Source organism: Amycolatopsis sp. WAC 04182 (genome assembly GCF_003947465.1).
Lineage (GTDB): Bacteria > Actinomycetota > Actinomycetes > Mycobacteriales > Pseudonocardiaceae > Amycolatopsis.
The window spans coordinates 160,293-185,083 of the sequence record NZ_QHJJ01000003.1 but is presented as its reverse complement, the minus strand read 5'-3'; the positions used below and the strand labels follow the sequence as shown (position 1 = coordinate 185,083).

Annotated in this window: 20 protein-coding genes; 19 read left to right on the top strand and 1 reads right to left on the bottom strand. The window is 67.0% G+C overall.

Annotated elements, in window-relative coordinates; translation table 11 throughout:
• Positions 1-328: 328 nt before the first annotated feature.
• From DMH01_RS14655 to DMH01_RS14580, 15 genes are all read left to right on the top strand, one after another.
• Positions 329-1,030 carry a hypothetical protein gene (locus DMH01_RS14655; RefSeq protein ID WP_233621524.1) on the top strand — a complete coding sequence of 234 codons (702 nt, stop codon included), beginning with the start codon at positions 329-331 and terminating at the stop codon, positions 1,028-1,030.
• 404 nt (positions 1,031-1,434) lie between these two features.
• Positions 1,435-3,339, top strand: coding sequence for a hypothetical protein (locus DMH01_RS14650; RefSeq protein WP_125677073.1), 1,905 nt, complete (start codon positions 1,435-1,437; stop codon positions 3,337-3,339).
• Positions 3,340-3,447: 108 nt separating this feature from the next.
• Complete coding sequence (locus tag DMH01_RS14645; RefSeq protein WP_072030344.1) at positions 3,448-4,389, top strand: PP2C family serine/threonine-protein phosphatase; 942 nt, start codon at positions 3,448-3,450, stop codon at positions 4,387-4,389.
• On the top strand, positions 4,386-5,348 hold the full coding sequence (locus tag DMH01_RS14640; RefSeq protein ID WP_083715569.1) for a bifunctional DNA primase/polymerase: 963 nt from the start codon (positions 4,386-4,388) through the stop codon (positions 5,346-5,348). Before DMH01_RS14645 ends, DMH01_RS14640 begins: the two co-directional genes overlap by 4 nt.
• A gap of 142 nt (positions 5,349-5,490) precedes the next feature.
• Positions 5,491-6,681 carry a hypothetical protein gene (locus DMH01_RS14635; RefSeq protein ID WP_125677069.1) on the top strand — a complete coding sequence of 397 codons (1,191 nt, stop codon included), beginning with the start codon at positions 5,491-5,493 and terminating at the stop codon, positions 6,679-6,681.
• Positions 6,682-6,889: 208 nt separating this feature from the next.
• A complete protein-coding gene (locus DMH01_RS14630; RefSeq protein WP_125677067.1) occupies positions 6,890-7,297 on the top strand; it encodes a hypothetical protein in 408 nt (135 codons plus the stop codon).
• Positions 7,294-7,719, top strand: coding sequence for a hypothetical protein (locus DMH01_RS14625; RefSeq protein WP_125677065.1), 426 nt, complete (start codon positions 7,294-7,296; stop codon positions 7,717-7,719). Before DMH01_RS14630 ends, DMH01_RS14625 begins: the two co-directional genes overlap by 4 nt.
• 88 nt (positions 7,720-7,807) lie before the next feature.
• Positions 7,808-8,551, top strand: a complete 744-nt coding sequence (locus DMH01_RS14620) for a hypothetical protein (protein WP_125677064.1) — start codon at positions 7,808-7,810, stop codon at positions 8,549-8,551.
• Positions 8,552-8,761: 210 nt separating this feature from the next.
• A complete protein-coding gene (locus tag DMH01_RS14615) occupies positions 8,762-10,060 on the top strand; it encodes a hypothetical protein (protein WP_233621523.1) in 1,299 nt (432 codons plus the stop codon).
• Positions 10,048-10,869, top strand: coding sequence for a hypothetical protein (locus DMH01_RS14610; protein WP_125677062.1), 822 nt, complete (start codon positions 10,048-10,050; stop codon positions 10,867-10,869). The genes DMH01_RS14615 and DMH01_RS14610 overlap by 13 nt, the downstream gene beginning before the upstream one ends.
• A gap of 785 nt (positions 10,870-11,654) precedes the next feature.
• A complete protein-coding gene (locus DMH01_RS14600) occupies positions 11,655-12,701 on the top strand; it encodes a DUF4192 domain-containing protein (RefSeq protein WP_125677059.1) in 1,047 nt (348 codons plus the stop codon).
• Positions 12,702-12,737: 36 nt separating this feature from the next.
• Positions 12,738-13,694 (top strand): DNA-processing protein DprA, encoded by a 957-nt coding sequence (gene dprA, locus DMH01_RS14595; protein ID WP_125677057.1) that lies wholly within the window; start codon positions 12,738-12,740, stop codon positions 13,692-13,694.
• Between the two features lie 353 nt (positions 13,695-14,047).
• Complete coding sequence (locus DMH01_RS14590) at positions 14,048-14,551, top strand: single-stranded DNA-binding protein (RefSeq protein ID WP_072030336.1); 504 nt, start codon at positions 14,048-14,050, stop codon at positions 14,549-14,551.
• Positions 14,552-14,689: 138 nt separating this feature from the next.
• Positions 14,690-15,076: a hypothetical protein gene (locus tag DMH01_RS14585; protein WP_072030335.1), complete on the top strand. Its 387-nt coding sequence runs from the start codon at positions 14,690-14,692 to the stop codon at positions 15,074-15,076.
• Positions 15,077-15,164: 88 nt separating this feature from the next.
• Positions 15,165-15,623: a hypothetical protein gene (locus DMH01_RS14580; RefSeq protein ID WP_072030334.1), complete on the top strand. Its 459-nt coding sequence runs from the start codon at positions 15,165-15,167 to the stop codon at positions 15,621-15,623.
• 92 nt (positions 15,624-15,715) lie between these two features.
• Here the strand turns inward: DMH01_RS14580 and DMH01_RS14575 are convergent, their stop codons facing one another.
• Positions 15,716-16,366, bottom strand: a complete 651-nt coding sequence (locus DMH01_RS14575) for a hypothetical protein (RefSeq protein WP_072030333.1) — start codon at positions 16,364-16,366, stop codon at positions 15,716-15,718.
• An 820-nt stretch (positions 16,367-17,186) separates the two neighbouring features.
• Between DMH01_RS14575 and DMH01_RS14570 the strand changes: the two genes are divergently transcribed.
• From DMH01_RS14570 to mobF, 4 genes are all read left to right on the top strand, one after another.
• Complete coding sequence (locus tag DMH01_RS14570) at positions 17,187-18,509, top strand: hypothetical protein (RefSeq protein ID WP_125677056.1); 1,323 nt, start codon at positions 17,187-17,189, stop codon at positions 18,507-18,509.
• Positions 18,510-18,568: 59 nt separating this feature from the next.
• The gene (locus tag DMH01_RS14565) at positions 18,569-18,778 is read left to right on the top strand and encodes a hypothetical protein (protein WP_125677054.1); all 210 of its coding nucleotides are present in this window, start codon (positions 18,569-18,571) and stop codon (positions 18,776-18,778) included.
• 20 nt (positions 18,779-18,798) lie between these two features.
• The gene (locus DMH01_RS14560) at positions 18,799-19,251 is read left to right on the top strand and encodes an NADAR family protein (RefSeq protein ID WP_125677052.1); all 453 of its coding nucleotides are present in this window, start codon (positions 18,799-18,801) and stop codon (positions 19,249-19,251) included.
• Between the two features lie 371 nt (positions 19,252-19,622).
• Entirely contained in the window at positions 19,623-24,713 is a 5,091-nt protein-coding gene (mobF, locus tag DMH01_RS14555) for a MobF family relaxase (RefSeq protein WP_233621607.1), read from the top strand.
• The last annotated feature ends 78 nt before the right edge of the window (positions 24,714-24,791 follow it).

The following is a 24,791-nucleotide window of genomic DNA, read 5'->3' as shown; positions in this document are numbered from 1 at the left end:
GGTGCGGTCAGACCCCACGAACACAAGCCTCCATACCGAACCGGGTGCGGTCGGTTGTCGACGAGAAACGCGGTCGCATCCGACCGACAAACCCAGCCACTACACTGCCGACCGCACCAAAGTCCTCGCCCGACGGCCACGAGGCATCTATGACATCCATCACACCCGGGATGTTCCATTCGCGACACCCGGCGCCGAACACCAGTAGAGCTCGATGCAGGCCAACGCGCAGGTTCGCAGCGACACGAACCCGCTGAACATGTCGCGCGCTCACTAAAGGACCCATCAGCCCATCTGGCTCACCCGCGTACCGGACGTCCCGCTGCTGGTGTCACACCGACGCCTCGGCCACCGTCGCACGCTCCCGCGCGCCGTCACCGACTGGGCGCTCGACTCCGGCGGATTCACCGAACTGCAACTCCACGGACGCTGGCACATCAACGCCAAGGACTACGTCCGTGCCGTCCGCCGCTACGCGGACGAGATCGGCATGCTTAGCTGGGCAGCGGCCCAGGACTGGATGTGTGAGCCGCACATCCTCCAGCGGACCAGCTTGACGGTCCGTGAGCACCAGCGTCGCACAGTGGACAACTTCGTCCGTCTCCGCGAGCTCGCACCCGAACTCCCCTGGCTTCCCACACTGCAAGGGTGGACCCGGTCGGATTACCAACGCTGCGCAGATCTCTACGAACGAGCCGGTATCACACTGACCGCCGAGCCGCTGGTGGGAATCGGTTCGGTGTGCCGACGCCAGAGCAGCGCCGAAGTTGAACACATTGTGCGCGCCTTCGCCGCGCACCAAATCAACCTCCATGGTTTCGGCATCAAGATCACTGGGCTCACCCGCTACGCCACCGCACTCACCAGCTCGGACTCGATGGCGTGGAGCAGACGCGGCCGGTACGTCCCTGGTTGCGGTCCGAGCCATCGTACGGAGTCCAACTGCCTGGATTTCGCGCTGGATTGGTACCGGAAGATCCAGACAACGCTCAATCCGGCCGAGAGAACTCCGCTGCCGGGCCGTTCGTGAGGGAGCAGGCCGGGCTGGTGAGTACGTTGCCGGGCGCCGCGACGCACCGGTGCCCCGCATGGACCGCGCGCTTCGTCGGGGCAGGAACCAACCGCGGTACCAACGAGCTACGAGAACAGCAAGCGGGATGGGCGATGTCTCCGGTACGCCGGTGATCCCGGGTCGGAACGCCGCACTCTAGCGGCGCCTGGCACGGGAGGAAGCCCGCGCTTACCGATGGAACAGCGTCTTTCACGGGAAGGCGGGCTTCCTCCCGCAGCAGGCGGCGCCGCTGGATCGAGTGCGTCCCGACCGGGACACCCGCGTCCCGATCCTCGCCAGTGCGGATCAGGACAGAGACACGCGGGCGAAAGGGCCGGTGGCCGCGCGTGCGGTCACCAGCCGGATTCTGTGAAGGAGCCCCAGTGACCAGCACTGTGGAAATCCCGGCCCAGCGCGACGACAACGGCCAGGCCGACGAGCCCGCGACCACCACCGGTGACGTCGTCGTTCCCGAAACCGGCGACGTCGACGAGTCCGCCTCCACCGACGCGCTGACAGAGGAGGAGTCGCGCGTCCAGCGCGCAGTGAGGGAGGCCGAGTACGACACCATCGTCTATTGCGATCCGGATGATGTGGTCATCGGAGTCAACGTGCGGACCGAGAACGCCGACACCGACCCCACCACCATCCAGGACATGAAGCAGCGGGGCGTCGACATGGCGGTCAAGGGCTACCGCGACGACGACGGCACCGTGATCATCACGATGGGTCAGCGCCGGGTGCTCAACGCCCGGGAAGCGCAGTGCGAGGTACCAGTCTGGATTCAGGCGCCGCCCTCCGATGACGAGCGCGAGGCCACCATCGACCGCATCATCGGCCAGCTCAACGAGAACGATCTCCGTGAGGGCCTGACACTCGGCGACAGGTACAACGCCCTTCAGCAGCTGGTCGCCTTCGACCTCAAGCCCGCCGGCATCGCCCGGAAACTCGGCCGCGGTAAAGGCGGCAAGAAGTACGTCGAGAACGTCCTCCAGGCCGGCGCCAGCGACCTGGCCCGCGCCGCGACCGACCGCTACGACCTGACCCTCGACCAGGCCGCCATCGTGGCGGAATTCGAGGCACGTGGCGACCTCGTCAACGCGAAGGAACTCATCCGGCTCGCCGTCGCCGAGCCGAACAACTTCCGCGTCTTAGCCGACGTCCAGCGCCGCAAGCACGCCGAAGCCGAGCAGGTCCGGGCCCAGACCGAGCAGCTCACCCGCGAGCTGACCGACGCGAAGGTCACGATCCTCGACGACACGATCGACGCGGACACCGGGCCGGCGCGGTCACTCGACCGTCTCCGCCTCACCCCCGACAGCGAGCCCGGCAGCGAGATTACCGTCGAGCAGCACGGCAACTGCCCGGGACACGCCGCCTGGCTGTACGAGGACTACCGGGACGGGCGCACCGTCATCGACGCGCGGTACGGCTGCGCGGACTTCCTGGAGCACGACCACGCCCTGTCCAACGCGCCCGCCGGGCGTTCCGACTTCACCCCGTACGACACCGACGACGAGGACGAGAACGAAGACGACGCCGCGGCTTTTGACGCGGCCCGAGCCGCTCACGCCGCCGCCGAGTGGCAGCGTCGCGCCAATTCCATCAGGTTCCGCTGGGTTCGGGACAGCAACGCGGAGTGGGACGGCGCCATCGAGAGGCGCCACGAGTGGCTGGCAGCGTTCGCCGCGAAGTCCGCGGCGCTCAAGGGCGCCCAGGTGTTCCTCGCGACGCAGAAGCTCAAGGGCGGGCGCGCTCTGCGCCGCGCCATGGAGCGCAACCACAAGCTGGCGAACACGCTGCTGAACACCGGCGACTCCGGCCGGAGGCCGCTGGCCGAGCTGATCAGCACGGCGAAGGCGGCGAAGGCGGCACGCTACGACGTGTTCCTCACGCTCTGCGCGATGGAGGAAGAACTGCACCGCGATGCGTGGCGTACCCCGTACCCGGAGAACCAGGAGTACCTGACCGCGCTGATGGGCTGGGGCTACGAGCCCTCCTCGATCGAACTGAGGGTCCTGAAGCCCCAGCAGGTAGACGACGTCATCGTGGAACAGATCGGTCCCGACCCCGAATCCGAGGACGTCACCGACAGCGGGGATGGCGAGGACTCCGACACCGCCAGTGCCGCCGCCGCCGGCGGTGACGATGACGACGCCGAGGACGGCGATTCCGACGACGAGGTCGTCGACCCGTCCGCGATCGATCTGTCCGGCGACGTCGCTGATTCGCCCCCGACCCCGTCCACTGAGGACTCGAAGTCCACCGGCGGTGAGGCTGCCGCGTAGCGGCGTCCCCCGTCGCCGCGTTTCCTGCGGGGTGTGGACGTCCTCGCGTCCACACCCCGCTTCGGCCTGACCCACCTCTGCTCCTCAGCCCGCCGAACGGAGCCCATCATGCACTTCCCTCGAACACCTTCCCCACGGCAAGCCCATCCGACGTCGGCGTTCTCCGCCCAGCATCATCCGGCCTGGCCGCACACCGAACTACCGGCGGGCCCACACTGGGCGCACGCGGTCTGCCGCTGCGGCTGGGCCGACTGCGCCGAATCACTGCACGACGCGCGAGTCCTGGCTCGCCGGCACCGCCGCACCGCCTACACCGACGTCTTCTACCCCGGCTGGGCATCCCGCATCAGCAACCGCCACTACCAAGCGGACGCGACCGCCGTGCACGTCTCCCTCAACAGCGAAGACCACGCGTGGGCGCTAGCCGACGGCATCGGCGATCACCCGCTGCCCGCCGAGGCCGCCGCCAGGGCGGCCGCGACCGCCGCGCGAGTCGCAGCCCGCGACGGAGCTGTCGCCGGTCTGCTCGCCGCCACGGACGCGCTCCCCGGTCTCCCCGACGAGGACACTGTCATGGTCGTGGCCTCGCCCCAGTCGGCCGCGGACGGCGGTGGCTGGGACATCGCCTGGGTCGGCGACTGCCGCGCCTACGAGTACCGCGTCGAAACCGACCAGTGTGTCCAGCTGACCGTCGACCACACCCGCGGGCAGGAACTGCGCACCGCCCTGGCCAGCTCGTACCAGGAACGGCCCGATGAACTCGAGGCCTACGCACGGCGATCCGACCACATCGTCACCAGCTCCATCGGCACCGCCACCGCCACGAGCGTGGGCCACACCACCACCCGCTGGCCCCGGCAGCGGCTCATCCTCACCAGCGACGGCATCCACAAACCGGTCCCGCTGCGCTCCATTACCCGCGCGGCCCGGACCTTCACTGACTCCCGTACCTGCGCACACAAGCTCACCATCGCCGCCAGGTACTTCGGCGGCACCGACAACGCGACCGCCATGGTCATCGACCCCGCGCCCGAGGACATCTACCCGTGACCGTGACGACCACACCCGAATCCAGCTCTCTGGTCCTTCCCACGGCTCTGACACTTCACGACTCCGCACTCGAGGCCATCCAACGCGGCTGGCGGGTCTTCCCGCAGGCACCGAGAAGCAAACGGCCAGCCATCACGCGATGGGAACAGCGCGCGACCCTGGAACCCGACACGATCCACCGCTGGTGGACCCGCTTCCCCGACAGCAACGTCGGGATCGCGTGCGGCCCCTCCGGCCTGCTGGTGCTCGACCTCGACGCGGCGCACGGACCCGTCCCCGACCAGTGGGCGAACCTCGGCGTCGCACACGGTCGCGACGTCATCGCCCTGCTCGCCGCACGCGCCCGCCAACGCGATCCCGTCGACACCCTCATCGTCGCAACCCCGCGCGGCGAACATCGGTACTTCCGGCGCCCACCAGGAACCACGCTTCGGAGCACGATCGGTGACCGCGGACGGGGCCTCGGCTGGCGCGCCGACACCCGAGGTCCCGGCGCCGCGGTCACCGCTCCAGGCTCTATCGGCCGCAACGGGCTCCCCTACACCATCGTCCGAGACCTCCCCATCGCCGATCTCCCCGGCTGGCTCGTCGCAGCCCTCACACCACCGCCGCCACCACCGCGTCCGCCACACGCGCCGGTGCTCGCGGCAACCAGCAGGCGGGTGGTCGCCTACGTCAACGCGGCCGTTTCCGCCGAGTCGCGCAACGTCGCTACTGCCGAGAAGGGACAGCGCCACATCACCCTCTACGCGGCAGCGGCGGCGCTCGGTGAATTACTCGCCAACGGCTGGATCACTGACCACGCGATCACCCACCACCTCACCGAAGCAGCCCGTCGCCACCTCGGCATCGCCGACTTCACCTGGAATGAACTCACGAGCACCATCCGCGACGGCATCGCCAAAGGCCGCCGTACCCGCCGTGTACTCAGCGACCGCCCCTACACGCCGCGCCACTGACACTCCGTCCAGTCCGACCTCGGCGGTCCATACCTGTCACACATCAACGGTGTCGTGCCGTTCCACTCATGCCTGCTTGCCGACATGACGCAGCCATCTGCTCCGGCACGCGCCGCCGGAACCAATTCCACATAGGAAAACTATGTCCACAAGCGACAGTCGAACAACCGAGATACACCCCAAGCCTTTGGTTACAGCCCGCTATTCCCTCGCGCCCAACGGGCTACTTCTCAGGCGCGAACCACTTCCGCCCACGAAGCAGCATCCGTACGTCGAACTAGTCCGAGCCAACGACATCAGCCTGCCCGTCACTTACGACAGCCACACCGCCCGCGACACGGCCGCACAACTCCTCGGCTACGCCCGGCAGTTCTACACCCAGCAATCCCTGCCCCCCACCCTGCCCGTCGATCTGCTCGATCCCAACAGCCACAACGCAACCACATCTACTTGGACACTCGAAGCCGGGCTGGACCTGCACTACCACGCGCCCTTCGACGCCACTCTCGACACGGAAGGCACAACCTGGGAGCTGACGCCGGCCCTCGCGACGCGGTGGGGCCGCGCACTCCTCACCCTGGCCGCCGTCCTGGACCACGCCCATGCCGTCGCCACGCACGCCGTTCTCGCCGACCGCTGCGAAACAACGACCATCGACAACCTCACCGACTGGGCGAACAGGAAGATCGAGGACGACGACAACGACGGCTACTGGCCGATCCTGCGAGATCTGCAAGAAGCCCTCGCCGAAGAGGACGCCTTTCTCCGGCGGCAGACACTGATCGCCGCCCTCGACATCGCCAACCCCGACCTGTCGACCACCCTCTCCGGCCTACACCTCAACGCCGCCGAGACACTCACCCACCTCGACGCGGCGAAAGCCATCAAAGAGATCGCGGACCACTACGGGATACCCCTGTTCATGTGGACTGAAGAACACTGGTGGCTCGCCAGGTACCTCAAGGTCGGCGAACTCACCGAGGCCGAATGGCGTCGCTTCACCAGCACTCTCGAGATCCAACAATTTCCCCTGTGTGTCGAACAACGCCAGCAGGACGGCAACGGAATCGACTTCGAACTCGCTCTCAAACAAGCCGGACTCTCCTGTAGGGCGTGCTCCACACGGATCCACGGCGAGATCGCGGCTACCTACGGTCACTGCGAAGCCTGCCTCCCCTCCGACCGAGCGGAGGCTCTCGCCGAAGCACTTGAAAGGGGATGCCCCGCCGAGCCTTTCGATCGAGGGCTCAGCTCGCACTGCGGTGCCCCAGGCACCGCCTGTTATGTGTGCGGACTCCCGCTGCCCACCGCCAGCGACAACGTGCAGCGTTAGCACCGCTGAGACTCCACGACCGGGCTGAGAATAAACAATATTGGGGACCTGCTGTTCCCCCGATGCCGTCCGGGTGACATCGCCGCATCAAAGCACACCTGGCCTCGGGCGCCCCGCATCCAGCGGACGTCGCGAATGGACTGTTGGGCGCCCGAAACCAGGTGTGCTGCCAGGCCGCGTTCACCCGCACCGACCTCGGAGGACCACCGTGGCTACTGCGACACTCGCCGGCGCGGCGGATGACGACGCATTCGAGCGCGCCTGCCGCTTGCTCATAGCCGAACTCGACGCGGTCCCGCTCAGCGAGCAGCCATCTCGAGGCATCAAGCGCTGTCAGCTGACCACTGCTTTCAAAGCCGCACTGATCGCTCAAGTACATCGATCCGTGCACGTTCACGGGCTTACCGACGCCTTCCGTGTCGTCGACGCCGCCTACCCCGACCTCACCGTGAACGGACAGTGCACCGAGGCCGCTGTGCTCGCCGCGTGCGGACCTCTCTACGGCGGCCTCGACCAATTCCGGCCAGCCACCCAGACGATGCTTCGCGCCGAAGCCCGGTCACTGCTGACCAACGCGCTCGCCGAGGTCCTCGAATCGAGGACCGTCCGGCCATGACCGAACACGAACGCCTCAGCACATACCCGCCCTACAACCTGCCGCTCTCGGTTGACAGCAACATCCCACGCGAGTGGAGCGTGGGCGACCCCGCCGCATGGTCGGTCGCCAGAGGGATCCTCAGCGAGCTGTGCCACGAACTCCACGCGGCACCGATCTCGTTGCTCTACCAGGAACTCACCCGCCCGCTGAGCCGGAACTTCAGCGGGCTGAGGATCACCGCACGTGCGCGACCGCAGCACGGCCACGACACGATCGTCATCTATCGCAGCGAGTCCGCACGGCGGGCCACGTCCGCCGGTCGATGGTCTCTCGCCGTCAACGGGCTGATTCCCGTCTCCCTCGTGAGCCTCACGCGCCCTCAGCCGAGGACGATCGCCCGGCTCGCTCGCGTAGCCCTCGACACCGGAATCGACACCTGACCCGACTCCGCCATGAGTCGGCGCTGTCCAACCCGGACACCACGCTCAGGGCAATCCGTCATCCGACCACGATCTACCGGAGGACACGATGCTGCACGCAGTTCCCGGCGAACACTACGTCGAACTCGTCGCCGAAGGAATCGATCCCGACGACCATCCCGGCTTTCCCGCACTCATCGACGACACGCCGCTGAGGTCCTCACGCTTCGGCGTTCGGGCACGGCTACGTGTCGAAGCCCTGTCAGCCATCCAGCGCTGGATGCTCGACAACCCCTCTTTAGGAATGCAGCTACGGCTGAATCCTTACGACACCGACGGCACGACCAGCCAAGTCCTCACCGTTCGCGCGACGGGAACACGGTGGGAGCGCTCACTCAAGGTCTGGGCGGACAACGACGGCCTCTACGAGATCCAAGGCGACACAACCTGGTTCCTACAGTTGTCGGTCCCGACGACGACCGCCGCGATAATCAAGTCAATCCACCGAAAACTCCACAAGCCATCCAATCTAGTTCCCACCTCAGGAGAAATCTTCGTCAGACTCGCGGACTCCGAGGTCGCGTTTCCCGCAACCGTGGAAGACCGACCGTGGAACGGCGCGACAGTGCCGCATTTCCGGCCAGAGATCGCAAGAATCGTCGCTGCGTGGCTGAACTATGCGCATCTGACACTCGATGACGCATACAGTCGCACGTATTGGGAACGCGACACCCTCATCGTCGTGGAGCCCAATTCCGCCGCCCTAGAGGGTTACCGCCCGGACCACGTCGAGCCCGGCGCGGACGGCCGATACGCCATCGGCTGGCGAGGCTGGACCTGGGTGACCGCGTAGGGCTGCCGAAGAGTTCACGAACGCGCGAAGAAAGCAGATCCAGCCTTAGGGCTGCAGGTAGCCACCGAAACTAGCGGGGCGTCGTACGCCCTGCACACGTTACGCAGCAGAACACTTCGCACACCAACGCAACGTCAATCTCGCCACTCGCAGATGCCCTCGCGGACTAGTCCCGCGAGGCATCTTGCTTCTGTCCGAAAGGGACGAACGTTGACGATCACCCACAACCACCTCACCTCGCGATGCGGCCTTTGCACCAGCCCCGTCACCGCGCTGCGGCTCACCGCTGGCGGACAGCGGGCTTGCGCCACCTGCGTCGCACCCATGCAGGTCTGCGACTACTGCGACCTGCCCACCGCGGCCGCCGCGCCGGCCGACGACTACGGCGACCTGTGTGTCGTGTGCACCAACACTCTCGGCCTCTATCCCTGCGACGAGTGCCCGACGCTCATCGGCCATGGCGACACGTGCACCGTTCATTCCGCCCTCCGGCCGCCCGCATTCACTTGCGATCACTGCCGCACCCGGCGGACTGGCGAGACCGCGTCACTCGCAACCCAAGAACGGGAACTGTGTAACGCCTGCGTGGGCTACTTCCACGTCTGCGAAGACTGCAATCTGTTCGACGAGTACAGCACGGCGGTCGATAGCAGCGACTCTCCACAAGCATTCTGCTATTCCTGCGCTCGCGACCACGACTATTACGAGTGCCTGAGCTGCGAAAGGCTCATCGACCAAGGCGATTACTGCGTCAACCACATCGACCATGCGGCCTACGACGCGATTCACGACTACTACTTCAAACCCGAACCGATCTTCCACGGAACCGGCCCGCGCTACCTCGGCATGGAACTGGAGATCAACGTCCCTCGTGGCCAACTCGCCGAGTGCATCGACGACGCGACCGGCGCACTCGGCGAACTCGGATACCTCAAACAGGACGAATCCATCGCCCGCGGCTTCGAACTCGTCACACACCCGATGTCCTACCGGTGGGCACTAGAATCATTCCCCTGGCATCTCCTCGACAATCTGCAAGCCAAAGGCTGCACCGGAGACGACATCGGCCTGCACGTCCACATCAGCCGCGCAGCCTTCGTCAACTCCTTTCACGTATATCGGTGGATGAAGTTCGTCTACCGCAACGCTTCCGATGTCCAAACACTTGCCAGGCGGCAATCCAGCTACGCCGCCTTCGACGACCATGAGCGGGTCATGGTCAAAGAGACCTGCAAAGGCGAGCGGATTCCCCAGCGAACCCTCGCCATCAACACGCAACCGGAAGACACACTCGAACTGCGCGTCTTCGCCTCCAGTCTCGACATCGGCCAGGTCCAAGCCGCTCTCGCGTTCGCGGATGCCTCCGTCAGCTATACACGCGACCTCACCATCTCCGACCTCGCTCAGCGTGGGGCCTGGAACTGGGACAGCTTCACACGCTGGCTTCTCACGCGGCCGAAGTACTCGCCTCTGACCCGCGAACTGGAGAACCTCGCATGTGCATGCTGACCTACCTTCCCGAGGGGACCCAGCCCGACATCGACGCTCTCGGCAACGGAGCGATCGTCAACGACCATGGTCACGGCTACGCCATCGTCGCGGACACGCGCATCATTGCCGGCCGCGGCATGCAAGCCTCTGCTGTCATTGACGAGTTCGCCGCCCTTCGCCGCCTCCACCCCGAAGGCCCAGCACTGTTCCATAGCCGATTCGCCACACACGGGTCGGTCAACGAGTCCAACAACCACCCATTTCCTGTAGGTGGAGACGAACTGACCGTCCTGGCACACAACGGGGTTCTTCCCGCCGCAGCACAGCCAGCCAAGGGCGACGACCGGTCGGACACCCGCATCGCCGCGGACGACATTTTCGGAATCCCGCCGTTCTCCTCCTTCGACGACCCCAAGACCTGCAAGCTCATCGAACGATGGCTCGGCCGATTCAACAAGGTCGTCATTCTAACTGCCAATCCCCGCTATCGCAGGAACGGCTACATCTTCAACGAACACAAAGGAGTATGGAACGCCGACTGCTGGTACTCCAACCGCGACTTCGAGACACACGCCGCCTACCTGTCGCCGGAGCACGCTGGATGGTGGGGCCTCGATCAAGGATGCACATACTGTGGCGTCGCCGACGCCATCAATCCCGAGCACGGCCTCTGCCTCGCCTGTGGCTTCTGCCCCGTCTGCGGCGCGGACGAACGCGACTGCGGTCGCGGCTGTTACCGCTTGCTCTTGACCGTTCCATGCGAAGAATGCAGCTCCGATATTCGCTTCTGTGCCTGCCCGATCCCCGACGGGCATTTCGTCACCTGATCACGCCCACAGTTAGTCCATGCGCTTTCGGTTCCGTCTCGCACGCCCCGCGAAGCCCGGAAGGATTTATGCCACAATTCGATCTGCACAATGCCAACGTTCCCCCGATTCCCACCGCCCTCGCTCACCGGCCCGTTCATCACGGCCTCGTGGTCCCCTGGACCACGCCTCGGACCGCCAGCGGTCGCTTCCTTTTCGGCACCGTCAGCGCGGATCACGTCCGAAAGGCGATCCGAAACCGGTTGTGCGGAGTCTGTGGCCGCACGCTCACGCAGCCTCTGGTTCTCCTTCTTCGCGAGTCCGACCTGCCGCTGCGAGCGAGCACAGAACCCGCGCTGCATCCGGTATGTGCGGCCTACACCTCATCCGCCTGCCCCATGATCGCAGGGCGCCTCGACCACTACCGGTCCAGTCCCCGCACGCTGGATCCAGGCATGCTCACTGGAACTGATTCCACTGCCCGGCTCGGCGCCACCGCCGAGAAATGGTTCGCAGTCTGGCTCAGTCGCTACGACGTGGTCACCCTCTACGGGAATCTCGCCGCCTCCTACCTTCTCACCTCGCCACGGCGAATACGTCCTGTCTGAACCCGCGACAGCAGCAATGCCGGCGACAAGCCAGAACACCCCCCACGGCGAGACGTCGCTCGCCGCTTCCCGGCGCGAGACAGTGCACGCCTGCAGTCGACATCGCTCGACTATCACTCTCGCAGGCCGCATCGCTCCCACCGCGGTGGTGTCGAGCACCACACATCTGTTACTAGTTCGTCCTGAAAGGACACTTCCATGGCTCGCACCGTGAAGGTGACCACGACTACCGACGTGTTCGCGGCGATCCCGCACATGCTCGGGTTCGTGCCCCACAGTTCGCTTGTGCTCATCTTCATCGGCAACGACCCTCGTCGCCCCAATCGCACCGAGTTGATCGCTAGGTCCTCACTCGACAACCTCGACCGCGATCCCGAAGCGCTGGCACATTCCCTGACTCGCCGTGCGATGGATCGACCGATACACGCAGCCATCGGCCTCATCGTGTGCCCGGCTTCTTCCGACACAGACCAGATACTCCCCTATCAAACCGAACTGCTCGCTCTCACGCATGCAATCCAGCAGCTCGGCATCCGTGTCAGTGAGCTCGGTCATGTGCCCGGCTTCACCGAAGGCGCACCCTGGCGTTCCTATTTGGATGCCGGACGAACCGGCGTTCTGCCCGATCCTTTCGCCACCGCCGTCGCCGCCACAGCCGTCTCCGAAGGGCTCGTGACAGCGCGCTCTCGCGACGAACTCGCCGCAGCGTTCACCCCGGCTCCACTTGCCGACAGGGCTCGCCTGGAGCCCCAGATCCTGTCGGCGCTCGGGAAAGCACAGGCCGATCGGGGACAGCCCGATGCCGCACGCGAACGGCTTGCCCGAGCAGACTCCGCGATCACGGCCGCGGCGAAGGGCTCCCTGCCGTTAGGAGACAAGGAGATCGCCGACCTGATCGCTACCTTCAGTACCGAGCCCTTCCGCAGCGCCACATTCAGTGTTGAGCCGACAAGCCTCTTGCGTGCGGTCGCGGCGCTCGCCACCTACCTCTGGCGATTCGCTCCCGAACCATGCGCGAGCCACCTCGCTGCTGTGGCCGGCCTCCACGCCTACATGGTGGACGGCGGCCCGACCGCCAGGTTCGCCGCCGACGCCGGAACCGCTCGTCTGCCGCTACTCGCACTTCTCCGGCACATCCTCGACGCACAGCTGCCACCGCACGAGCTGCGAACAGTGACGGGAGATGGTGCCGCTGAGGCACGCGCGCACCTCACCGCTCCCGCGACACCGCCTTCGACGCCCTAGTGACTTCCGCCTGACAGCAAGGAAAGGTGACAAAATATGGCCTTCGAGAATGTCAGGATCGCGCGGGCCTACCTGCTGCGCGTGGCCGAGCCCCCGGCCCCGGCCTTGGTCCGCTTCGTCAGCGAATACGGGGCGATCGAGGCTGCCGAACGCGTCAAGCGGGCAGCATGTCCGCCAGCGGTGCTTGAGGAGACTGACGGACGCCGGGGCAACGACCACGCTGAGCGTGACCTGGACCAGGCCAGGCTCAGCGCGGCCAGGCTCGTCACGCCCGAGGACGACGAATGGCCGGCGGCACCCCTGCAGTCGCTCGTGACCGCCTACGGCCGGAGCAGCGCCCATATGGCGCCGCCGCTGGCGTTGTGGGTACGCGGTCCCGCGAGGCTCGACGAAGCGGCCGACCAGGCGATCGCGATCGTCGGTGCCCGCGCTGCGACCGGGTACGGCGAGCACAACGCGGCCGAGGTGGGTTACTACCTCGGCCGCCGCGGGGTGCCGGTGTTCTCCGGAGCGGCGTACGGGGTCGACGGCGCGGCCCACAGGGGCGCGTTGAGCGCGGACGGGACGACGGTCGCCGTGCTCGGTTGCGGAATCGACGTGGCGTATCCCTCAGGGCACGCGACCCTGTTGCGCTCCATCGGGGACAGCGGCGCACTCGTCAGTGAGTACCCGCCCGGCACTTTGCCCGGAAGGCATCGATTCCTCGTCCGGAACAGGATTCTCGCTGCCCTCACGTCCGCGACTGTCGTGGTCGAGGCGGGCAGGCGCAGCGGCGCGCGGAACACCGCGAGTACGGCCGGAGCCCTGGGCAAGGTCGTGATGGCCATGCCGGGGCCGGTCTCGTCGGGGGTGTCCGCCGGCTGCCACGCGCTGATCCGCGAGGGCGGGGCCACGCTGGTGACCTCGGTCGACGAGATCCTCGAGACCGCCGGATTCCCCGAGAACGCTTCCTCGAAGTTAGCCGCCGCGGACGACGCTCAGCCGAACTCCTAGGTTCCGAAAATTCTCTCGCGGATACCGGCAATTGTCGCAGGCGGAGACCGACACAAGCTGGGCGGGGACGCCCGATGGGCGTCCCCGCCCAGCTCACCCCACATCGTTGGTCTGGCGTCCCCTGGCTGTGGGTGTGTGGACCGCACAAAGTCAAGCACCCCCGGACCGGGGACGTCGTTCCCGGAGTTCCGGCTCGATCCGACCGGGTGAACCGACCCGTCACCCGCCGTCCGCCGCCGCCAGTTGCGCCCAGGCCGGTCCACCCCGTCGGACGAGCAGGTCCGGGAACGCCCCCGGACCGGGCGCGCTAGGGCTACGCCGCGCTCCACTCACCCGACAACCAGGAGAACACCATGGCTGGCGAACCCGTCATCACCGTCATCGGAAACCTCACCTCCGACCCGGAGTTGCGCTTCACCCCCTCCGGAAAGGCGGTCGCGAACTTCACGGTCGCGTCCACCCCGCGCAAGCGCAACAACGCGACCGGCGAATGGGAGGACGGACAGGCGATTTTCCTGCGCTGCACCATCTGGCAGCAGGCGGCCGAGAACGTCGCCGAATCCCTGACTCGCGGCGCACGCGTCGTGGTACAGGGCCGGTTGCAGCAGCGTTCGTTCGAAACCCGCGAAGGTGAGAAGCGAACGGTCGTCGAACTCGACGTCGACGAGATCGGCCCGTCCCTGCGCTACGCGACCGCGAAGGTGAACAAGGTGACCAGGACGCAGAGCGCCCAGACCACCACCGCGACCACCGCGACCGCGGCCGCTCCCGCCGACGACGTGTGGGGTCCGGCTCCGGACCAGGAGCCGGAACTCGTCGGCGCGGGTGTCGGTGGCGGCAGCGAGCCGCCGTTCTAAAGCCGGGTCAGGTGTCCGGCCGGGACTCCCCCACCGGCCGGACACCAACCCACCCCGAGGCCGGTGGGCCAGCCGTACCGGCTGGCCCACCGGCCTCGTCTGATGTCCTTCCGTCCTCACCGCCCCCGGAGAACCCGCATGGACGACGCCAGCCTGATCCAAGCCGCCCTGCGCACCGCCATCGAGTCCCGAACCGCCCTCGATGGTCGAGCCAGCGACGCGCTCGCCCGCACAATCGCCGCACAGTTCTATTCCGGCGGCGACGACGTGTCCTACGGGTTCGTGGCCACCGGTTCGATCCCCGACAATCCGCGATGGCTGTGGCGCCAGCTCGAACCCGATCCCGACTTCACTCTGCCCTTGGACCGCCGTGCGCTCGGCTACCTCGCCGTGTACCTGCTGCGTCACGCTGGACGCGGCCCCGTCGACGGCTGGAATGGTCTCTGGCTTCGTGCAGGCGAATATCCGGTCGACGCGCTGCCACCCGGCCGGGACGGGCTCGCCATGAGGCCCGGCAGTGCCTGACCGGCAAGACCGCGCGACGCGTTCATCTCGACGTGTAACGGCCGGAAGATCACCCTCAAGCGTGCTCCGGGTGCTCTACGCTCGAATGATGAGCACACGCTACGGGATCACGTTCTCGGGCCTGACCCTCGCCGCCGGCGCCGGAGTGTTCTGCGGCGTCGTCCCCCTGGGCTACGCCGCCATGCTCGCCGCTCTCTTCACCAATCCGGCTCTGCTGGCTGCCCTGCCCGGCGCGCTCGTCATTGGCGCGCTCGCCGGACTGCTCGTCGCTTACGGCACCCGCAACGCGATCCGTCCGAGGATGGCCCAGCGCTATCGGCGCTTCGTCACTGCCGGGCTGACCGCCATGCCCGGCTTCTTCTTCATCGGCCGTATCGAGGAGCTCACCAGCAGTCCTGAACCAAGCCGGTGGGCGATCGGGTTCATCCTCTGCTGCGGTCTCGCCGGAATCGCCGTTCACTACCGGTGGCGCAAGCGGCTCACGCTCGAACAGCACGCCCGGCGCGCCGCCGAGAACCGCGCGCGACAGCACACCACGGTCGCCTGACCACAGTCGGGGGGTGGTGGCCGCATCTGGAGATGCTGGCCACCACCCTCGACAAACTGGCGCCGTCACCGGCGGCCTCCGCGCGCCAGCGGCTAGTCCGACATCTCCTGGTGCGCGGTGCGCTCGTCAACCCCGGCGCTCGCGTCACCCACGTCAGGCGCCTTCCGGTCCACTACTGCGCTGTCCGGTGCCGCATCATTCACCGGCGGCGCGCCGTCCACGCCGGACGCACTGAATCGTCCGGCACTCGCCTTCGGGGCCGTGCTCGTCGGAGCCGACGCCTCCGCCTCGTCGTCGGCGCTATCGCGCAGAAGAGCTGTCACCGCCTTGACCGGCAAGCCCAGCAACGTCGCCGTCGCGCTGAGCGTCACCTCGGCCGCGCGGATCTGCCGCACCGAGGCGCTCATCACCTCACGCCATTCGGCGATCTCCATCGCCGCATCCGCGCGGACTTCGTCGCACCGCCGATGGTGCTCGCCGGTCTTGACCTCTTTCTGCCGGTCCAGCTCAGCGAGCTTGCGTTCCAGTTGCTCTTCCAGAGCGGTGATCCGGCTGTCCCGCTTCCGCTCGATGCTCTCGACCGCGGCCGCCGCTTCCGCGAACGGACCCAGCGCCTCGTCGATCCGGCGTTCGTTGGCCCGCTCGCGTTCCAGTTGCTCCGCGCGTCGCCGGCGTGCCGACTCCAGACGCTCCAACGCCGCCGTGGATCGCCGCCGCCGTGGCCTCGCCGTGTTCTCGGCCATGCCGAACCTCCCCGCTGGGGAGGGCTGCGGTCATGCGTCCGAGGCTACGCCACGATCGCTGTGGCGCCGTCGGCGAAGAGCGGCCCGAGGCGCGCTCCGGGCCGCTGCCCCGGTCAATGTGGGCGCGGGGCCGCCGCGACAGCCCCGGAGGGCTCCCACCGCATGCGGTGGTCCGCCAAGGCCGCGACGGACCCGCTGACGCTCCGCCAAAGGCACAGTCAGCCTACGGAGCGCTCAAGCCAGGATAGCGTCGCCGCTCGCGCGGGATGAGCCGACCAACCTTCTGGTCCGGCCGGCATCCGGCCGCTCCGTCGGCAGCTGACGGTGGTTCGGTTCGCCGCGGATGTCCCGTCCGTGGGTGGTGGGTGGCCCCGGCATTGTGCCGGTCGCTGCCCCAAATACAAGGGCACCCCAAGATCTTTTTTGACCGAAAAGCGTGGTCAAAAAACATCTTGAGGCCCCACCCTTGTATTCGGGTCCCCTTGCTCCCTTGGACAGGCATTAAGGGGCAGGCCGGAGGCCTGCCCCCAGGTGCGCCGGGGCCACCCACCACCCACTCAGCCCCCGCTCACCTCTACCGAAATGCGGCAAATCCGCCAGCAGACACGCGAGCGCAATTCCACCACGAACGGGGATAACGCCACGTCAACGACATACAGATAGTCACCGAAAACCCTTCCAATATTTCACCAAAAAAGAGTACTACTGACAAACCTTCTTGCCTTGTGACCTGCGGAAACACCTACTAATATCGATCATGCAAGGCAATCGGGACGCCAAGCCTGAACGCCACAAAAAACACAGTTAAGGATCGCTCATCATGGTTTCCACCATTCACGAAACACACCGTACGAGTGTGGAAAAAATCGTCACCGCGTTGCAGTCTCAACCCCCGCGCGTCCGTTCCGCGCTGACCGAGCTGCAACGTATCTTCGTCAGCAGCTCCGAGCAGCCGCCCGCGATCCTCACCGCGTGCGCCGCAGCGCTCAAGACGGACGACCAGCTCACCGCTGACATTCTGGCCGGAGTGCGCACGGCACACGCCGAGTGGGACAGCTATGGCGACCTAGAGCGCAAGCTGTACAGCGCGTGCGTCTACTCGACAGAATCCCGGCACGCGATCACGGCGACGGAACCGAACGACATTACCGTCATGCTGCGCGCGACCCCGCCGCGCGTCAAAGACGCCGCTACCGCGTTGCGTTGGCTCAACGCCGTCACCCAAGGCGCGCACCGTGAGGCGTACATGGCGTGCTCTGCTCTGCTGTCGAACCCGAGCGCGGACCACCCCGCAGTGGTCGAGGCCATCCAGACCGGTTACCGGGTGTGGCCGAAGCTTGACGAGCAAAACCGGACTCTGTTCATGGCGTGCGTGTACGCCAGCAAAGCGCGCGCGGAAGTCGCGCGCGCCCGCGCCGCCAAGCGACACTCACGGGTCGAAGCCGAGACGCCCGACGAGCCGCACCGGTGCGGCAACTGTGACGGCGTGCTTCCCGAAGACATGAACTACTGTTCCGAGAATTGCCGACGCGACGCCGAATCGGCCGAACGTCCCGCGCCCGAGCAGCACACCACCACAGCCCCGGCACGGCCGGAAGTCAAAGCGACCAAGCGGAAGCGGCAGACCGCCGAGAAACGCGCACAGGCAAAGACGGTCGCCGGTGAACTCGAACAGCAGTACGACGAGCATTACCGCGCTATCGTGGCCGCGATCCCGAGCGCCGGGGTGGTGCGCAAGAACGAGGGCACCGTCGACCGGTACGAAGACGAGCGGCAGCGGGCACGCGACCTAGACGACAGCCGGGACGGAGTCGACGACCTCACCGGGCACCGCGTGACCGACCACGATTACGACCGCATGGCGTTGCGTCCCAGCCGGGCAACCGATCAATGCTCCGCGTGCAACCTCGAACGCCCCACCCGCGAGGCACACGCCACCGACAGCAGCGACAACCGGTGCCACGAATGCCAGGACCGGGACCGCGTTCCGCTCGACGTCATCCGGTGTGAAGTCGCGATCGCAGCCCAGCGCCCGAACCCGGGCCACGCGATCATTGACACCCTGTACGGACTCGACGCGGTAGACGTCCTGCGCAGCCTTCAGGCCCGCCCGCGCACCGCGCCAGCACTCGCCGCAGCCTGACACCCGAACGGCCTGGCACCCGCACGGGTGCCAGGCCCCAACCGGCAGGAGCCGAACCCGTGCGATCACTCACCGAAGTACTCGCCGACATAGACCAGCAGCTCACCGACGCCGAGCACATCCCGACCAGCGAGCCCACAGCAGTCGCCGCCTATCTCCGCGAACTACTCACCCGCCACGGCCAGTGGGCCACCGTCGGGGGAAGCGTGTCCGAAGTGGTCACCGCCGACACCATCCGGCGCGAAGCCGCCCACCTCACCCAGCAGTAGCCCGCCCCAGAGGGAGACCCGTGGACAGCATCGAGAAATTCCGAGGACGCTACGAATTCATGAGCAACTTCTACCGGCACACCATCGTGGGCACAGGTGGGATCCCGTACCCGACGAACGAAGCAGCGTTCCAGGCAGCGAAGACACCGAACCTCCTAGAGCGATGCCTCATCGCGTCCGCACCGACACCACGCGAGGCGAAGCGACGCGGACGCCTTGTCTCCTTGCGTGCCGGTTGGAACGACACCGGCCGTCACGTCGTCATGCGCGCGGTACTGCGCGCCAAATTCGCCGATCCCGAATTGTCACGTCTGCTTCTGGCGACCGGTGACGCCCGGCTGGTGGAGGGGAACCGGTGGCATGACCAGTTTTGGGGTGACTGCCGATGTGGCCGCGCCGCGTGCGCACGCCCCGGCCGAAACTTCCTCGGCCGCTACCTGATGGAACTCCGAACGGAACTCGCGAACCAGTAGCCCACCAGCGACAAAGCTAAGCGGCCCCGTCAGCCACAGGCTGACGGGGCCGCTTTTTGTGTCGGTCACCAGGGTTTGCCTCGGCGCCACCGGCCTCCGCTTCACTCCGGCAGGCGGCGCCGAGGCAAACCCGCCGCGCGGCCAGCGCGCGACGTGCCCCGCTCACCGACCACGCCCACTCACCCACCAGCCCGCCCACCTACCGCCCGCCACCCCAGCCCGACACCACCACCCCACCGCGCCACCGCCGACCACACCCCCACCCCTACCACCTCACCACCCACCAGGCCCCTACCGCACACAGCACGTCTTGCAGATCATCTGAACCGGGTGGGCATCGTCGGATTTCGCGCGTACGCTCGAACGTGGTGATGGGCTTACGCAAGCTGAGCCCTGGTGGTCATGAGTACCTCACGAACTCGGTCGCGTGCGCCGATCGCGACCGGGAGCTCGAGCCCGGCGAGCTGTTGAGTGATTACTACCTCTCCCGTGGTTACCCGGCAGGCGAATGGTTCGGCGCCGGAGCAGACCGATTAGGACTGTCCGGCGAAGTCACTGCTGCGCAGATGAACGCGCTGTTCGGCGAGGGCCGGCATCCGCACGCCGATGCCATCGAGAACGAGAAAATCGCCGAGGGAGCCACGGCGGAAGAGGCGCTGCGGGCGACCCGGCTGGGCCGCCGGTTCCCGCAGTACTCCGAGCTTGACCACATGCGAAGCCAGGTCTCGCAGGCCTACAAGGACTACAACCGCGAGAACGGTCGTCCCGTTGGGGCACCGATTCCCGCGGCGAAGCGCGTCGAACTACGTCACGCTGTTCAGACTGCCGCGTATACGAAGGCGCACGATGGCGCCGGCCCCGAGGATGAGAAGGAGCTTCAGAAGTGGCTCGCTGAACAGAAGCGCAGCTTGAAGAGCGCGGTGTCCGGGTTCGAGATGGTGTTCGCGCCAGACAAATCGGTGTCCCTCGCCTGGGCCAACGCCAAGCCCATCGAGCGCGATCTGATCGTCAGCATCGTGCGTCAGGCGGCCCGCGACACGCTGTCCTATGTGGAGCGCCATGCAGCGTTCACGCGCCGGGGCAACCTGGGCGAGGCGCAGGTGGACGTCAACGGCATCACCGCCGCGCTGTTCGAGCATTGGGATTCCCGCGCTTCGGACCCGCACCTGCACATCCATGCGCTGATCTCCTCAAAGGTACAGCGCAGCGACGACGGCGAGTGGACAGCGCTGGACGGTCGCACCATCCTGGCGGCCACCGTCACCGCGAGCGAGTACTTCGACAGCCGCGTGCGCGACCTGTTCCGCGAACAGGGCGCGTCCTGGACGCAGCGCGGCGCGCACGGCGTCGACATGACCCGGCCGGTGTGGCAGCTCGCCGGAATCCCTGTGTCGCTGGTGAAGGCGTTTTCTCAGCGACACAAGCAATTCGAAGCGGCGCGCGCGAAGCGGATCGTGGAGTTCACCAAAGCCCACGGCCGCGAACCGAAACCGAAAGAGATCTTCGCGATCGACCGGGCCGCGCAGTACGACAATCGCCCTGGGAAGCAGCCTCCCCGGACGCTGGCGGAGCACCTGCGCGTCTGGCGCGAACACGCGATCAACATCGTTCCGCCGAGCATCCTGGACGTCCTCGGGCGACGAGTGTTCCTGACCGGCACCAAGGAATCGTCGCCGGTCGACGTCGCGAAGCTGGCTCGGGTCACCCGCCAGGTCGTCTCCGACCACTACAGTCACTTCTCGTGGTGGAACCTCGCTGCAGAGGCGCACCGGCAGTCCGCGCATCTCACGGTGCCGACCGCGACGCGTGAACAGCTCGTCGACGACGTGGTCGCCGCGGTTCTGGCAGAGCCGGACACGCTCGCGCTGACCGGACCTGTCACGGTATTGGAACCGGTGTCGTTGCGCCGCCGGGACGGCGAATCGGTCTTCGTCGAGCATCGGTCACCGCGCTACACCACCACCGCCACGCTCGCCGCCGAGGCAGACCTGGTTGCCTGGGCCCGTCGCCGCGGCGGTCACCGGCTGCGCTCCGACACCGTCGACAAGGCGATGGCGGGGCAGAAGCTCAACGCCGGACAACGGCGGATGGTGACCGAGTTCGCCCGCTCGGGCCGCCGTCTGCAGCTGGCGCTGGCTCCGGCCGGCGCCGGGAAGACCACCGCCATGAAGGTGCTCGCCACGGCGTGGCGTCGGACAGGCCACCGCGTGTACGCCTTCGGCCCGTCCGCGCGCGCAGCGCAAGAACTTGGTGCTTCGATCGGAGCCCGGCCATACACGCTGCACCAGCTGACCACGGCGCAACGGTTCGGGTTCGTCGACCGCGCGTTCCCGATCGCCGCCGGGGATTTGGTCATCATCGATGAGGCGGCCATGGCGGGCACGCACACGCTGCACGCGGTCATCAAGTACGCGCTACGACGCGGCGCCGATGTCCGGTTGATCGGTGACGACGCGCAGCTCGCCGCCGTGGAAGCCGGTGGCGCGATCCGGCTGATCGCGCACGACGTCGGTGCCGTGCGGTTCTCGGAGATCGTGCGTTTCCAAGGCGAGGACCGTCGTGACCAAGCGGCCGCGTCGCTCCAGATCCGCAACGCCGATCCCGCTGGACTCGACTACTACTTCGAGGCCAACCGGGTTTTCGACGGCTCGCTGGAGACCATGCGCGACGCGGCGCACGCCAACTGGCGGGCTGACCTCGACCGCGGCGTGCAGTCGCTGCTGATCGTCCCGACCAACGAGGACACCGTCGCGCTGAACACCGAAGCGCGCGACGTCCGTCTTCGGCGCGGCGCCATCGTCCGCGGTCGCGAGGTCGACCTGCACGACACCACGACCGCCGGTGTCGGCGACTGGGTCGTCACTCGGCACAACCAACGCCTGCTGAGCCTGTACGGCGGCCAGGACTTCGTGAAGAACGGCGACGTGTGGACCGTGAAATCCGTGCACCGCGACGGGCGCATCACGGTCACCCACCGGTCTCACAAGGGGACGATCACCCTCCCCGCCAACTACGTGAAAGCCCATGTCGAACTGGCGTACGCGGCGACAGTGAACCGGGTACAGGGCATGACAAGTACCGGAAACGCGCACCTGCTGGTCCCTCCGACGATGACCCGAGAGCAGTTCTATCCCGGCATCACCCGCGCGATGTTGCAGAACTTCATGTACGTGATCACGGTCCATCACGTGATCGATCAGCACCAAGAGACCCCGCAGGTGCAAACGCCGGAATCCGTGCTGACCGGCGTCCTGAACCACTCCGGGGCCGAGGTCTCGGCCACCGAAACCCTGCGCGAGGCGCAGGACGTCGAGGTCTCGCTGGGCACGCTCGTGCTGCGCTACAACTACACCGCCACCTATCGCGACGAGGACCGCTATCGCGCCGTGCTCGCCCGGCATGCGCCGACGACCGTCGATCTGGACAGCGAAGCCGCCCTGATCCAGACACTGCGCAACGCGCACGATCTCGGCTGGCAACCAGACCCGCTGGTGCGGGAGTCATTACGTGGCGGTCCACTGCACAAGGTCGATGACCCGGGCGCGGTACTTCAGAAGCGCATCGCCACACGGGTCGAACAACAGTCGCCGCCGCACCCGCTGGCGCCGGCCACGAGCGAGGACATCACGCGATGGCGCGTCATCATCGACACGATCGCTCCTCACGTCGCCGTCGAAGAGCCTCAGTGGACGCGGGTCTGGCAACGCGCCACCGGCGCACTGGCGGCCGGATTCGACATCGACGCGGCACTAACGCTGGTCGCACACCACCTCGCTGGCCGCCCATCCGGGCCGGATCCCATGCCCGATCACCTGTATGCGGACGCGGTCCTGACCAACGAACTGGAACGCCGCGCAGAGCTCGGCGAAGCCCATCGGCCCGCTGTGCCGTGGCTAGCGCGACCGGACTTCGCGCACGTCCGCCACGTCCCCGGGCACGCCCAATATCTCACCGAGACGAACACCGCAATCGCGGGCCGCGTCGACGAACTCCGTGCCGCCGCCATCCGCACACCACCCCTGTGGACAGCACAACTCGGACCACGTCCCGACAACCCGATCACCGCGGAAGAATGGGACGAACTGGTAGGCCTCGCCGCGGGCTACCGCGAAACCTTCCGAATCACCAGTGCCGACCCCATCGAGCCACTTGGCCCCGCGCCCGACAGCCACGGTGCCCGCGCTCACGCGTGGCACGCGTTGACCTCCCGATGGGATGCCCTGGCCCAGGGAACGACCACCACCGCTCCTGGCCAAGGCGCTCCGGTTGCGGACGAATCCGTCGAGGTCGAGGAAGCAGTCACCGAGTTCGAGCCCGTCGAGAACAGCTACGTGATCGAGACGCTGGACATCCTGGTACGTAAGTACGACATGCACGCTCGCGACGGCGACGAGGACCGCTACCTGGACATCCTCGCCCGCTACGTCCCGGGCGCGATCAACGCAGGCGCAGAACCTGCCGCGCTCGCCGCCCTATCTCGAGCTCAGGATCTCGGCTGGCAAGCCGAGCGTCTCGTCCGCGCCGTCACCGACCACACCGGTTTCGGCTGGGCGGATGACCCAGCTGCCGTGCTCGCGAAGCGCGTCTCCGCTCATGTCGCCGCCCACGACCCACCTGCCCTGATCGGTGTCCCGGGCGACGATCAGGTTCGGCTGTGGCGGACCATCGTCGCCGAGCGGCTTCCGGACGCCGACGTCGACGACGAACGGTGGGGCATCGTGTGGCGGCACGCGGCCGGCGGCGGAATCCGCGGGCTCGCTGTCGAGACGGCGCTGGCAGAAGCCGCGGAACAGGTCACTGGGACCGTCCCGCTCACCCGCAGCGTTCTCCCACGTGACGTAGGGGAAGCGCTGGTCGCCGTCCTAGCGAAGCAGTTCGACGCGGGCGATGGCCACCATCTCCCGCTGCCCTGGCAGGCCGTGGCCGACCACGGCCACACCAGCGAACCCACCAGCCGGATCGAACGCCTCGACGCACTCAACGCCGAGATCACCGAACGAGTGCACCAACTCCGTGAACAGGTGCTTCGCCAACGCCCTTCGTGGGCTGAACACATCGGTCAGCGGCCCACCGACGTAGCCGCGGCCGAGCGCTGGGACACGGCCATCGGACTCGCCGCCGCCTACCGCGAGAACTTCCATGTCACGAGCAACGACCCCCACATGCCCCTGGGCTCTCAACCCGGTCATCCGGGCACCAAGGCCCAGGCCTGGAAAACCGTCACCGACACATGGAGGAGCATCATGGCCATACCGCACGATCCCGAAGACCAGCAGTCCGACGCGTTGCTCAGCGTCGAGGCCGCGCGAGACACACTCGACGGCGTCGAGACAGCAGCGCTCAGCGACGCAGCCGCGGCCGACCGAGACCGCCTCGACGACGAGCGCGACCAGCACTACGACGAAGACATGGACGCGGCTCACACCGAAGCCGCGGACCTACGAAACGGCATGGGTTTCTGACAGCGCTGTAGCCTCAAGGACGCGGGCCTGGTGCGCACCCTCCCCCTCAGCGCGCCGGGCCCGCGCTTCCACATCCTC